Source organism: Pseudomonas sp. GW821-FHT02H09, from assembly GCF_059421425.1.
In genome coordinates this window covers 289,242-302,543 of the sequence record NZ_JBWKVA010000002.1, presented here as the reverse complement: position 1 = coordinate 302,543, position 13,302 = coordinate 289,242, and the positions used below count along the sequence as shown (strand labels likewise).

General features: G+C 58.7%; 12 protein-coding genes and 1 pseudogene. 3 read left to right on the top strand and 10 right to left on the bottom strand.

What is annotated here, in order from left to right; all coding sequences use genetic code 11:
• The first annotated feature begins 2 nt into the window (after window positions 1-2).
• From glmU to glmS, 3 genes are all read left to right on the top strand, one after another.
• Entirely contained in the window at window positions 3-1,370 is a 1,368-nt protein-coding gene (gene glmU, locus AC07VR_RS03895) for a bifunctional UDP-N-acetylglucosamine diphosphorylase/glucosamine-1-phosphate N-acetyltransferase GlmU (protein WP_495010505.1), read from the top strand.
• A gap of 214 nt (window positions 1,371-1,584) precedes the next feature.
• Window positions 1,585-2,361, top strand: coding sequence for a DeoR/GlpR family DNA-binding transcription regulator (locus AC07VR_RS03890; RefSeq protein WP_494991033.1), 777 nt, complete (start codon window positions 1,585-1,587; stop codon window positions 2,359-2,361).
• Window position 2,362: 1 nt separating this feature from the next.
• Complete coding sequence (gene glmS, locus AC07VR_RS03885; RefSeq protein WP_494991032.1) at window positions 2,363-4,195, top strand: glutamine--fructose-6-phosphate transaminase (isomerizing); 1,833 nt, start codon at window positions 2,363-2,365, stop codon at window positions 4,193-4,195.
• Between the two features lie 301 nt (window positions 4,196-4,496).
• Here the strand turns inward: glmS and AC07VR_RS03880 are convergent, their stop codons facing one another.
• The 10 genes and pseudogenes from AC07VR_RS03880 to AC07VR_RS03835 all read right to left on the bottom strand — a co-directional run bounded on the left by AC07VR_RS03880 (window position 4,497) and on the right by AC07VR_RS03835 (window position 13,288).
• On the bottom strand, window positions 4,497-5,303 hold the full coding sequence (locus tag AC07VR_RS03880; protein WP_494991031.1) for a sulfite exporter TauE/SafE family protein: 807 nt from the start codon (window positions 5,301-5,303) through the stop codon (window positions 4,497-4,499).
• Between the two features lie 9 nt (window positions 5,304-5,312).
• Window positions 5,313-6,530, bottom strand: coding sequence for an NAD(P)/FAD-dependent oxidoreductase (locus tag AC07VR_RS03875; protein ID WP_495010569.1), 1,218 nt, complete (start codon window positions 6,528-6,530; stop codon window positions 5,313-5,315).
• A 42-nt stretch (window positions 6,531-6,572) separates the two neighbouring features.
• Window positions 6,573-6,899: pseudogene (locus AC07VR_RS03870) on the bottom strand (protein tyrosine phosphatase family protein); the annotation flags it as partial.
• 59 nt (window positions 6,900-6,958) lie between these two features.
• A complete protein-coding gene (locus AC07VR_RS03865) occupies window positions 6,959-7,822 on the bottom strand; it encodes an MBL fold metallo-hydrolase (protein WP_495010504.1) in 864 nt (287 codons plus the stop codon).
• Between the two features lie 88 nt (window positions 7,823-7,910).
• Window positions 7,911-8,669 (bottom strand): amino acid ABC transporter ATP-binding protein, encoded by a 759-nt coding sequence (locus AC07VR_RS03860; RefSeq protein ID WP_494991028.1) that lies wholly within the window; start codon window positions 8,667-8,669, stop codon window positions 7,911-7,913.
• 4 nt (window positions 8,670-8,673) lie between these two features.
• A complete protein-coding gene (locus AC07VR_RS03855) occupies window positions 8,674-9,363 on the bottom strand; it encodes an amino acid ABC transporter permease (RefSeq protein WP_494991027.1) in 690 nt (229 codons plus the stop codon).
• 2 nt (window positions 9,364-9,365) lie between these two features.
• The gene (locus AC07VR_RS03850; protein ID WP_495010503.1) at window positions 9,366-10,061 is read right to left on the bottom strand and encodes an amino acid ABC transporter permease; all 696 of its coding nucleotides are present in this window, start codon (window positions 10,059-10,061) and stop codon (window positions 9,366-9,368) included.
• A 42-nt stretch (window positions 10,062-10,103) separates the two neighbouring features.
• On the bottom strand, window positions 10,104-10,949 hold the full coding sequence (locus tag AC07VR_RS03845; protein ID WP_494991025.1) for an ABC transporter substrate-binding protein: 846 nt from the start codon (window positions 10,947-10,949) through the stop codon (window positions 10,104-10,106).
• A gap of 94 nt (window positions 10,950-11,043) precedes the next feature.
• Window positions 11,044-12,222, bottom strand: a complete 1,179-nt coding sequence (locus AC07VR_RS03840; RefSeq protein ID WP_494991024.1) for a trans-sulfuration enzyme family protein — start codon at window positions 12,220-12,222, stop codon at window positions 11,044-11,046.
• A 22-nt stretch (window positions 12,223-12,244) separates the two neighbouring features.
• Window positions 12,245-13,288: a PLP-dependent cysteine synthase family protein gene (locus AC07VR_RS03835; protein ID WP_494991023.1), complete on the bottom strand. Its 1,044-nt coding sequence runs from the start codon at window positions 13,286-13,288 to the stop codon at window positions 12,245-12,247.
• Between the last annotated feature and the right edge of the window lie 14 nt (window positions 13,289-13,302).

Genomic DNA, 13,302 nt, shown 5'->3' with positions numbered 1-13,302 from the left:
TCATGTCTCTCGAAATCGTTATTCTCGCTGCCGGTCAAGGCACTCGCATGCGTTCGGCACTGCCGAAAGTTCTCCACCCGGTCGCGGGCAATTCCATGCTTGGTCATGTTATCCACAGCGCCCGGCAACTTGATCCACAGCGCATCCACGTAGTCATCGGCCATGGTGCCGATGTGGTGCGCGAACGTTTCGCCGCAGACGATCTGAATTTCGTCTTGCAGGACAAGCAGCTCGGCACGGGTCACGCCGTCGCTCAGGCTTTGCCGTTTCTGACGGCTGAAAATGTGCTGATCCTTTACGGTGATGTGCCACTGATTGAAGTTGAGACGCTCCAGCGTCTGCTGAAGAAAGCCAGCCCTGAACAACTCGGACTGTTGACCGTAACCCTGGCAGACCCGACCGGTTACGGCCGGATCGTCCGCGATGCCGAGGGTAACGTCACTGCCATCGTCGAACACAAGGATGCCTCTGACGCCGAGAAGGCCATTTGCGAAGGCAACACCGGGATTCTCGCGGTGCCTGGCGCGCGTTTGGCTGATTGGCTGGGCCGCTTGTCGAACAACAACGTCCAGGGCGAGTACTACCTGACCGATGTGATCGAAATGGCGGTCAACGATGGTCTGGTCGTCGCCACCGAGCAACCCCATGACGCCATGGAAGTGCAGGGCGCCAACGATCGCAAGCAACTCGCTGAGCTGGAACGCCATTACCAATTGCGTGAAGGTCGTCGCTTGATGGCGCTGGGCGTGACGTTGCGTGACCCGGCGCGCCTTGATGTGCGTGGCGAAGTCAGTGTCGGTCGTGATGTGCTGATCGACATCAACGTGATTCTCGAAGGTCGGGTGGTCATCGAAGATGATGTGGTCATCGGTCCGAACTGCGTGATCAAAGACAGCACCCTGCGCAAAGGTGCGGTAATCAAGGCCAATAGTCATATCGAAGGTGCAGTCCTGGGCGAGGGCAGTGATGCCGGCCCGTTTGCTCGACTGCGTCCGGGGACTGTGCTGGAAGCCCGCGCCCATGTGGGTAACTTTGTAGAGCTGAAGAATGCCCACCTGGGCGAAGGCGCGAAGGCTGGTCATTTGACCTATCTGGGCGACGCAGAGGTCGGCGCGCGCACCAATATTGGCGCTGGCACCATCACGTGCAACTATGACGGCGCTAACAAGTTCAAGACGATACTGGGCGAAGACGTATTCATCGGCTCCAACAACTCGTTGGTGGCGCCTGTGGATATCTCATCTGGAGCGACCACGGCGGCGGGTTCGACCATTACTTCTGACGTGGGTGTCGAGCAGTTGGCAGTCGGCCGCGCTCGTCAGCGCAATATCGATGGCTGGAAACGGCCGGTGAAAATCAAGAAGAGCTGAGTTATCCACAGAGCGTTTCGGATTCGGCGTCTGTGGCGCTCATGAGATAGCTATCGCGGGCAAGCCTCGCTCCTACAGACGTTATCATTTGTAGGAGCGAGGCTTGCCCGCGATGCTTTTATCCACAGATCTTTTTCATTCCGCCCGCTTGACGATTTTCTTCAGATAGGTTTTGATTGCCTTCGCTATCTTTCGAAACGAAACTTATAAGTCCATGTCGAAACGAAATACACCACAACGTCGTCATAACATTCTCGCTTTGCTCAATGAGCAGGGCGAAGTCAGTGTGGATGAGTTGGCCAAACGTTTCGAAACCTCTGAAGTCACGATTCGCAAGGATCTGGCTGCCCTGGAGAGCAATGGTCTGTTGTTGCGCCGCTATGGTGGCGCGATCACCATGCCGCAAGAGTTGGTCAGCGAGATCGGCCAGCCCGTCTCGAAGTTCAAGCAATCCATCGCACGCGCCGCCGTTACGCGGATTCGCGAACACGCGCGGATCATTATCGACAGCGGCAGCACTACCGCCGCGATGATCCCGGAACTCGGCCAACAGCCAGGTCTGGTGGTCATGACCAACTCCCTGCATGTTGCCAATGCCTTGAGCGAGTTGGAGCACGAACCCGTGCTGTTGATGACCGGCGGAACCTGGGACCCGCATTCAGAGTCTTTCCAGGGGCAGGTCGCCGAGCAGGTACTACGCTCTTATGATTTCGACCAGCTGTTCATCGGTGCCGATGGCATTGATCTGATTCGTGGCACCACCACTTTCAACGAACTGCTTGGCCTCAGCCGGGTGATGGCGGAAGTGGCCCGTGAAGTGATCGTGATGGTCGAGGCCGACAAGATCGGCCGCAAAATCCCCAACCTGGAGCTGCCATGGAGCAGCGTCCATACCCTTATTACTGATGATCGTTTGCCACTCGAGGCACGCGAACAGATTCAGGCCCGCGGCATTAACTTGATTTGCGCGGCAGTCAGCCAGGAGAAATAGCATGTGTGGAATTGTTGGCGCAGTCGCTGAACGGAATATCACCGCCATTTTGCTCGAAGGCCTCAAGCGCCTGGAATACCGCGGTTATGACAGCGCGGGCGTGGCGGTTTTCAGTAATGCCGGCAAGCTTGAGCGCGTTCGCCGCCCGGGCAAGGTCAGCGAGTTGGAGCAAGCCCTGGCCGGTGAGCCGCTAACAGGTCGGCTCGGTATCGCTCATACTCGCTGGGCAACTCACGGCGCACCGTGCGAGCGCAATGCCCACCCGCATTTCTCCGGTGATCTGGCGGTGGTGCACAACGGCATCATCGAGAACCATGAAGCTCTGCGCGAGCAATTGAAAGCGCTGGATTATGTGTTCACTTCGGAGACCGATACCGAAGTCATCGCCCACCTGCTGGACCACAAACTCAAACACCATAGTGACCTCACCGTGGCACTCAAAGCCACTGTCAAAGAACTGCACGGCGCTTATGGCCTGGCGGTTGTCAGCGCCCGCCAACCTGATCGCCTGGTAGCGGCACGTAGTGGCAGCCCGTTGGTGATCGGCCTGGGGCTGGGCGAAAACTTCCTGGCTTCCGATCAATTGGCGTTGCGGCAGGTCACCGACCGTTTCATGTACCTGGAAGAGGGCGACATCGCTGAGATACATCGCGATAGCGTGCAGATCTGGGACGTCAACGGTCAGTCGGTCGAACGCGAAGCCGTGCAATATCGCGATGGCGCCGAAGCGGCCGAAAAGGGCGCGTTCCGCCACTTCATGCTCAAGGAAATCCACGAACAGCCGTCTGTGGTGCAACGTACGCTGGAAGGTCGTCTCAGCCAGAATCAGGTAATGGTCCAGGCATTCGGTCAGCAGGCTGCAGAGCTGTTTGCAAAGGTCCGTAACGTGCAGATCGTCGCCTGCGGTACCAGCTATCACGCCGGTATGGTTGCCCGTTACTGGCTGGAAGAGCTGGCCGGGATTCCGTGCCAGGTCGAAGTCGCCAGCGAGTTCCGCTACCGAAAAGTAGTGGTGCAACCGGACACCCTGTTCGTGACCATCTCGCAGTCCGGCGAAACTGCCGACACCTTGGCGGCGCTGCGTAATGCCAAGGAGCTGGGCTTCCTCGCCAGCCTGGCGATCTGCAACGTTGGGATCAGTTCACTGGTGCGTGAGTCCGATCTGACCCTGCTGACCCAGGCTGGTCGCGAAATCGGCGTGGCCTCGACCAAAGCCTTCACCACTCAGCTGGTCGGGCTGTTGCTGCTGACCCTGTCCCTGGGCCAGGTACGTGGCACGTTGGCAGATGGTATGGAAGCCAAGCTGGTTGAAGAGCTGCGTCGCTTACCGACTCGCTTGGGTGAAGCCCTGGCGATGGACAGCACGGTCGAGAAAATTGCCGAGCTGTTTGCCGACAAACACCACACCCTGTTCCTCGGCCGTGGCGCGCAATACCCTGTGGCGATGGAAGGTGCGCTCAAGCTCAAGGAAATCTCTTACATTCACGCTGAAGCTTATCCGGCCGGTGAGCTGAAGCACGGCCCATTGGCGCTGGTCGACAACGACATGCCGGTGGTCACCGTGGCGCCGAACAACGAGCTGTTGGAGAAACTCAAATCCAACCTGCAGGAAGTTCGCGCCCGTGGCGGCGAGTTGATCGTCTTTGCTGACGAACAGGCCGGCATGACCAATGGCGAAGGTACTCACGTTATCAACATGCCACACATCCACGACATTCTGTCGCCGATCCTCTACACCATCCCGCTGCAACTGCTGTCGTACTACGTCGCGGTGCTCAAAGGCACGGACGTTGACCAGCCACGCAACCTGGCGAAATCTGTAACGGTGGAGTGAGTTATCCACAGCCAGCGGTCTGTCTGACACAAGACAACATAGTTAGACACAATGCCTAAACCCCCCGATTTTCGGGGGGTTCTGCTTGTTTAGAGAGCCGTTTGTCCGTTTTCCTCATCCCGCTTTCGTCTGGTTGCCGTGTGCAGACTTTGGTTCTCCCAACCAGGCGTAGTAGTCGCTGGGGGGCATTCAACGTCAGGCAATGCCGCCGGATGGAATACCCGCAGCCATCTGGCAGATGAAGACGTAATTCAGCCGCACTCCCTGGAAAAGTAAGCAGCGGCCATCCTGATTATGTTTTCTACATCCAGGTTTTGAGCATCAGGTAGCCAGCAACCACAACGCACACCGCAGAAAAACCGAGTTGTATGGCTTTGGCGGGAATCCTGGGAGAGATGATTCTTCCCAACAGCATCCCGCCGACACTGGTGGCTATAAAAACCCCACCTGTAGCCGTTATGTGGGCACCTGCGTGAATAGCACCCGTCACCGCAGTGGCTGAGATCAGGGCAATGGTCATGAGCGAGGTAGCCACGATGCCATGCATTCTGATGTCTGAAAATTGTTGAAATGCAGGCACGATCAGGAACCCTCCACCCACACCGAGCATCCCCGTTAACAGCCCTGAGAGCGAGCCGACGAGGGCTAAGGTGGTTGAGCATTTCAGTGTCCAGCGTAGGCGGCCGGTCTCAGGGTTGAGCATGCAGTTTTTGTGTTGCCAACGCTGCTCAGTGTCTGCGGTTTCAGCCTTACTGCCGCGCGTCTGTCGAATCATGCGTATCGCCACAACGACCATCACCATGCTGAACAGGGAGATCAGTACAGTGTTGGGCAGCGAATGGGCAATGTGCACGCCCAGGGGCGAGAACACGGCGCCCAACAGCGCCATCACCAGGGCTGCACGATAACGTACCAGCCCTTTCCTGAGTCCATCCATGGCCCCTAACGTCGCCGCAGCGCTGACGGCAAACAGCGCCACAGGGGCTGCCGCCGTCATGGACCAGCCCAAGCCGATCACCAGTGCGGGTACGGCCAGAATGCCGCCACCGGCACCGGTAAGGCCAAGAATGATGCCAATGACTGTCCCGAACATTGCACTAAGTAGCATGCTGGACCCTCACTCAGCCTTGGAGAGACTGGTCAGCCACTCACGCCCCTTGAGCATGCCGTTCCAGTAAAACCAGGGCAGGAATCTGGCTTTCAGGAACCATGCGCACTGCCGGGCTACAGTCGGGTCCAGGGGGAACGATGGCAGCAATTTCCCGCCGTAGCCGAACTCTGCGAGCACCACCTTGCCTTTTTCGACCGTGAGCGGGCACGACCCGTAGCCGTCGTAGCGCAGCAACATAGGTTGATGGCGGCGCAACGCCAGGAGGTTGTTGGCCACTACGACGATTTGCTTGCGGGCTGCAGCAGCGGTTTTGGCGTTGCTGGTGGAGCAGATATCGCCAAGCGCAAATACGTCCGGATAGCGGCTGTGTTGCAGCGTCGCCGGATCTACCTCGCACCAGCCTGCTGAGTCAGCCAAGGGGCTGCTGCGAATGAAGTCGGGGGCCACCTGTGGCGGGACCACATGGAGCATGTCGAATTTTTTGGCGCACTGAGTGGGCTTGCCGAGCTCGTCCAGGCTTTCGAACCAGGCTGTTTTGGCCGGGCCGTCGACTTTGACCAGATTCGAGCCGAATTTCAGCTGCGCTTGATACTTCTCGATGTACTTCATCAGTGGCGGGACAAAGGCCGCCACGCCGAACAGCGTTGCGCCAGCGAGATTGAACTCGACATCCATGTCCTGCAGCACGCCTGATTTTTGCCAATGATCGCAGGAAAGGTACAGGGCCTTTTGCGGGGCGCCGGCACATTTGATCGGCATGGCTGGCTGGGAAAAGAGGGCTGTACCGCGGCGTAACCCCTTCACCAGCTGCCAGGTGTAGGCGCATAGGTCATAGCGGTAGTTGGACGTCACCCCATTCTTGCCCAGGGTTTCTTCCAGCCCTTCGATTTTTTCCCAGGCAAGCCTCAACCCCGGGCAGACGATGAGGTTTTGATAAGCGACGCTTTTACCGTCGCTCAGCGACAGGCGCTTGCTGTCTGGCAGGACCTCGACTACAGCAGCCTTGATCCAGGTTGCGCCACGCGCAATGACCTGCGACATGGGTCTGACGGTCTTGCGCACGTCATACGCCCCCCCGCCAACCAGCGTCCAGGCCGGTTGGTAGTAGTGCTTGTCATTGGGCTCAATGAGCGTGATCTGCAGATCGGGAGCACGCTTGAGCAGGCTTGCCACGACCCCGATGCCCGCCGATCCTCCACCAATGACCACGATGTCGGCGCTGATATCGGCGCGACCTGTGGCGACTTCGCTGCGAGCGGCGCTCGCCGACGCTTGTTGGTAGAGCTGGGTTGAGCGATTACCGGTACGACAAAACGCCAAAACGGGTGCAGGTAGAGTACCCAACAGTTGGCCGAACTGCTGGATTTCACGGTCGCTGATGTTATTGGGCTGGACCGGGAGATAGGCAAAGTCCAGGCCCAGCCGTTTGGCTTCGGCTTGAATGGCTGCGCTGGCAGGTTGATCCGCGCCACCTTCATGATCCGGTCGGTTACAGATGATTGAGCTAAACCCTAGCCTGGCCGCTTCGTTGAGATCTTCCGGGGCTATTTGACCGGTTGTTGCAAAATCTTTGCTATGAGTGGTGACTTGCATGCCATTTAGACTCTTAAAGAGGTTATCCATGTCGCGCTGCCTGAATTCAATAAAAGGATTCAGAACACATTGAGCGGAATCTTCAGGTAGCTGATGCCATTGGCCTTCGCCACGGGGCTCTCCCCGGCTCGCATGTTGATCTGCACTGACGGCAGCAGCAGCCTGGGCTGATTCAGGGTTTTGTCACGCGCAGTGCGCAAGGCAACGAATTCAACTTCGCCGATGCCTTGGCCGACATGGATGTTGTGCGCGCGCTCCTCGTCCACCGTGGTCTGGTGACGGTAGACGTCGCGGTTGGGGGATTTGTAATCGTGGCACATGAACAGGCGGGTGCTACCTGGCAGCTCGAACAGCCGGCCAATCGAACGGTACAACTGATGTGCGTCGCCACCGGGGAAGTCGCAGCGGGCCGTGCCGCAGTCGGGCATGAACAGGGTGTCGCCGACGAAAGCCGCATCTTCGATCAGATAGGTCACGCAAGCCGGAGTATGGCCGGGGGTGTGCAGTACGCGGACGGCCAGCTCACCGATGTGGAATGTTTCGCTGTCGGCGAACAGGCGGTCGAACTGACTGCCGTCTGCCTTGAATCCATCTTCGGCGTCGAAAAGCCTGGCGAAGGTGCTCTGCACCAGGGGAATGCGATCGCCAATGCCGATCTGCCCGCCCAATTGCTCCTGCAGATAGCGTGCGGCCGAGAGGTGATCGGCATGCACGTGGGTTTCCAGAATCCACTCGAGCGTAAGCTTGTTGGCGCGCACCTGCTCTATAAGGCGATCGGCACTGGCATACGAGATGCGGGCGGCGGCGGCATCGTAGTCAAGCACCGGGTCGATGATCGCGCAGCGGCGGGTCTTCGGGTCGCTGATCAGGTAGCTGTAGGTGCAGCTATCCGGGTCGAAGACAGGTTCAACGTCAAACTGCATAGTCACTTTTCCACGTTCGGATCGTCTGGGTCAGTACTGCCGGCAACGCACAGCAGCGCGGCGGTTGAGCCGCACTGCTGTACTCCATTCAAGACGCCAGCGACATACCGCCCCCGGCCAATGGCGAGCGAATATCGGACAGGAAGCGCTGCGCACGCGGGTGCTCGGGATGCTGGAAAAATGTCTCGGGCGTCGCGCGTTCGAGCACCTTGCCCTGATCCATGAAGATCACCCGATCGGCCACTTCGCGGGCGAAGCCCATCTCGTGAGTGACGCAGACCATGGTCATACCTTCCTTAGCCAAACCTTTCATCGCTTGCAGCACCTCGCCGACCATTTCCGGATCCAGCGCGGAGGTGGGCTCATCGAACAGCATCACCGGCGGGTTCATCGCCAGTGCCCTGGCGATGGCCACGCGCTGTTGCTGACCGCCCGAGAGCTCACCGGGATAAGCGCCGGCCTTGTGGGCCAGGCCGACGCGCTCCAGCAGGCTCATGGCCAGGTCGTCCGCTTCCTTGGCGGGCAGCTTGCGCAAGCGGCGCGGTGCCAGGGTGCAGTTTTGCAACACGGTGAGGTGTGGAAACAGATTGAACTGCTGGAACACGAAGCCGATCCGGCTACGCAGTGCATTGACACTGACGGAGCGCTCATAGATGTCCACGCCGTCGATGAAAATGTTGCCACTCTGGATGGCTTCCAGCCGGTTGAGGGTGCGAATCATCGTCGACTTGCCTGAACCAGACGGGCCACAGACCACGACCACTTCACCTTTGGCCACGGTTTCGTTGATGTCAGCCAGAGCATGGTAGCTGCCGTACCACTTGTTGACGTTTTCTAGTTTGATCATGGGATTAAACCTTTGCAGAACGGACGGCGAGATGCTTTTCCAGCCAGAAGGCGAAGCGCGACAGGCTGAAGCACATGACGAAGTAAGTGAGGCCGAGTAGTGCATAGATCTCGACCGGTTTGGTCGGCAGCTGAGCGCTGATCTGCGATGCGACGAACGACACTTCGGAGAGGCTGATGATGTAGCCCAGCGAGGTCTCCTTGATGGTGGAGACGAACTGATTCACCAGGGAGGGCAGCATGTTGCGAAAGGCCTGGGGCAGTATCACCAACAGCATCGAGGCCAGGTACGAGAAGCCCAGTGAGCGAGCGCTTTCCATTTGCCCGCGCGGCAATCCAAGAATTCCGGCGCGGATGATTTCGGCGAGGTAGACCCCATCGAAAATCACCAAGGCTGCAAGCATGGTGCCGAATTGATCGGTGCGTTGACCGGTAATAGTCGGCAGGAGGAAATAGGCCCAGAAGATCACCATCAACAACGGGGTGCCACGTAGTACATGCACCAACCCAGTGACCGGCACGCGTAAAAACGCGAACGGACTGATGCGACAAAGTGCGAGCAGCACCCCGACTGGAAAGGCCAGTACCAGCGCCAATGCCGCCAGAATCAGGGTCATCAACAAGCCACCCAGAGGGCCGTTCGGATACTGGCCGATCAGGTAGTACAGCCCATAGGTTTGGATGATATCGAGCATCGTCAGGCACTCCGTACGGGATAGCGTTGCTGGTACCAGCTGGACAGCAGGGTGATGGCGATCGAGACGCTGACATAACCGGCGGTGGTTACGGCGAACGACTCAAACCCCCGGAAGGTGGCGCTTTCCACCTGCTGGGCCTGATACATCATTTCAGCGACGCCGATCACCATGGCGATGCTGGTGTTCTTCCACAGGTTCAGCGTCTGGCTGATCAGCGGTGGCACCGTCACCCGCAACGACTGCGGGAGGATCACCAGGCGCATGGTGCTGATAAAGCCAAAACCGAGGGTGCGGCCCGCCTCCATTTGCTCCTTGGGAATGGAACGCAAGCCGCTGCGGATGTCCTCGGCCATATAGGCCGCGGTATAGAGCACCAAGGCGATGACCGCACTGACCGCCTCAATGTTGTGCTGGTAAATCCAGGACTTGATGGGGGCCGGCAGCAGCTCCGGTGCGCCGAAATACCAGAACAGCATGTGCGCCAGCAGCGGCACGTTGCGGATCGCTTCCACGTAGGTGATCGCGATGCCTCGTAACGGGGCGTAGGGAGCGAGCCGCAAGACGGCCAGAAAGATAGCCAGAGGCAGCGCGATGACCAAGGTAATCAGGGCGAGTTGGATGGACAGCAGGAAGCCACTGACAAGCCATTCCTGATACTGTCCGGACAGCACGATCGACAAATCAAACGTATTCATAAATGGGCCCGTGGCCCGGCCGAAGGCCGGGCCTTCAACAAGTCAGTTGATGTTGTCGGTTTCGATCTTGAACGACCGGCTGGCGAACTTCATGTTGGAGTCCGGACCAAACCATTTTATGAACAGCTTGTCGGCCGCGCCGGAAGACTCCAGATCACGCAGAGTCTTGTTCACCTGCTCCTGGAAGGCGGGCTCGCCTTTCTTCAGGCCCAACGCCAAGTGCTCGGTCGACAAGCTCTGCGGGAGGATCCGATAGTCTTTTGCCGCATCACCGAGCTTGGCGAAATTACCGGCCAATGAAGTCTCGTCGTTGGCGTAAGCCACACCCTTGCCCTGTTGCAGAGCGAGCAAGGCCTGAGGATTGGTGTCGAACGAAACGATCTGGGCGGTGGGGATCTTCGATCTGACGCTCTGCTCCATCGTGGTGCCTTTGATCGTCAGTATCTTCTTGCCTGCCAGCTGGTCAAGTTGATCAATGCCACTGTCAGCCTTGACCATCACCTTCTGACCGGTGATGAAGGTCGAGAGCGAGAAGTTGATCAATGCCTCACGCTCCTTGCTATGGGTCAAGGAGGCGGTCAGGAGGTCGACACGGCCCTGCTGCAGCTCGGGTATGCGTGCTGTGTTCGCCAATTGCTTCACCACCGGCTTGACACCGATGCTCGCGGCGATGGCAGTGCAAAGATCCACGTCGTAACCCACGATTTCGCGAGTTGCCGGGTTCTTCATGAAGCTGAACGGCTCGTCGGTGCCGAGCACGCCACAGACCAACTCCCCCTTTGCCTTGATATCGCTGAGTTGGTCGGCTGACGCCGAGACACTTGTTGCAAGCGCCAGGGCCAGTACTGCAGTTTTCCAGTGGGCTTTGACTACGCGGTTCGTTTGCATTTTCTTGACCTTATTATTGTGAAAAAGCATTCCAGTTTTAGTCAGCATTGGGTGGAGCGAACGTCGAGGTGCCTCTTGTCGATAGTGGTATTAGTTATTCGGCCGAAGCAGTACGCAGCCGCTCGAAGCCCGCACTCAAGTCGGCGATCAGGTCGTCGACGTGCTCCAGTCCGATGGACAGCCGGATCAGGTTCTCGGTGATGCCGAGGCTGATCTTCTGTTCATGGCTCAAGGAGTTGTGCGACATGCTGTAGGAGTGGTTGATCATGCTTTCCACCCCGCCCAGGGAGTCGGCCAGCACAAAAATCGACAACTGCTCGATGAAGGGGGTCAGCGCTTTACGGTCGGCCTTCAACTTCAGCGAGACCACCGCGCCGCCGGAGCGCATCTGGTGTTTGCACAGCGCGTGTTGCGGATGGCTTTCCAGCCCCGGGTAAAATACTTCCTCGACCTGCGGGTGAGTGCTCAGGAAGTGGGCAATCTTCGCCGCATTGCTGCACTGGCGCTCCATGCGCACGTCAAGGGTCTTCAGCCCGCGCAGGGCAAGATAGCAGTCGAACGGCCCCTGGACCGCGCCGATGGCCATGCTGATGGAGCGCAGGCGAGCGAATAGTGACTCGTCTGCCGCGACCACCACGCCACCGATCAGGTCGGAGTGCCCCCCGATGTATTTACTCGCCGAGTGCATCACCAGGTCGACGCCGTACTCGATCGGGCGCTGGTTCCAGGGCGAGCAGAAGGTGTTGTCGACGCAGGTCAGGATGCCGTGAGCGCGGGCGAACTCTGTCACGCGCTGGATGTCGACCAGTTGCAGCAGGGGGTTGGTCGGCGTTTCGATCCAGATCATCCGGGTGTTGTCGCGGCGGCTCGCTGCCAGTGACTCAAGGTCGTTGAGGTCGATGTAGCTGGCGCTTAGCCCGGAGGTCTTGCTTCGGTAGTCCTCCATCAGGCGGAAGGTGCCACCGTAGACGCCAGCCATCACGATCACATGGGAGTCCTTCGGCAGGAGCTCGAGCACGGTGGCGGTGGCAGCCATGCCCGAAGCGCAGGCCACAGCACCACGGCCGCTCTCCAACTGTGCAATGCAGCTCTCGTAGGCATGGCGGGTGGGGTTGCCGACGCGCCCGTAGGCATAGTCTGGACTGTCGTCAAGGCTGCGCTTGATGAACGAACTGGAGGTGACTATCGAGGGGAAGATCGTGTTGTCCGCGTAGGTCGACTGTTCGCCGGCGTGGATCACTTGGGTGGAAAAGTTGCTCTTGTTCTGGCTCATAGTCGGTAATACCTTGCGAAGACTAAAGATAGCGATCGAGTTGTTTCGAATAGGGTGTGATGTCACCGATAGTACGAGCGACCCAGTCATGGTCGTAGTAGGTGTCCAGATAGCGTTCGCCGCTATCGCACATCAGGGTCACGATAGAGCCCTTCAGACCTTGCTCCTGCATCCGCAACGCAACACTCAGCGCGCCCCACATATTGGTACCGGTGGAGCCACCGGCCTTCTTGCCGAGCAACTTTTCCAGCCAGTAGAGGGTGGCGATGCTGGCAGCGTCGGGAATCTTCAGCATGTCGTCGATCACGTCCGGCAGGAAGGACGGCTCCACCTGGGGACGACCGATGCCTTCGATGCGGCTGCTATGGGTGCTGGTGAGACTTGAGTCGCCTGTTCGGTAGCTTTCATAGAACACCGAGTTCTCCGGGTCCACCACTATCAATCGGGTATCGTGCCCCTTGTAGCGGATGTAGCGGCCGATGGTCGAAGAGGTGCCGCCGGTGCCTGCACTCATGACAATTGCGTGGGGAATGGGGTGCGGCTCGCCGGTCATCTGCTGGAAGATGCTGTCGGCTATATTGTTGTTGCCGCGCCAATCCGTCGCCCGCTCGGCATAGGTGAACTGGTCCATGTAGTGGCCATCGCTTTCGCGCGCCAGGCGCTGCGCCTCGGAATAGACCTGGGACGATTGATCGACGAAGTGGCAACGTCCGCCGAGCTGCTCAACCTGTACGATCTTTTTGCTCGCGGTGTTGCGCGGCATGACCGCGGTGAAAGGCAGGCCAAGCAGTTTGGCGAAATAGGCTTCGGACACGGCCGTGCTACCCGAGGAAGCCTCGACCACATGGGTGCCCTCACGGATCTTGCCGCTGCAAATGGCGTGCAGGAACAGCGAGCGTGCCAGCCGGTGCTTGAGGCTGCCGGTTGGATGTGTGCTCTCGTCCTTGAGGTAGATGTCGACGCCCTTCAACCCCGGAATGTCCAGCTTGTGGATATGGGTGTCGGCGGAGCGTAACAGGTCGCAGGAGATACTCCTGGTCGCAGACCGGATCCATTCATTCATCATAGTTTTCCCCCGGC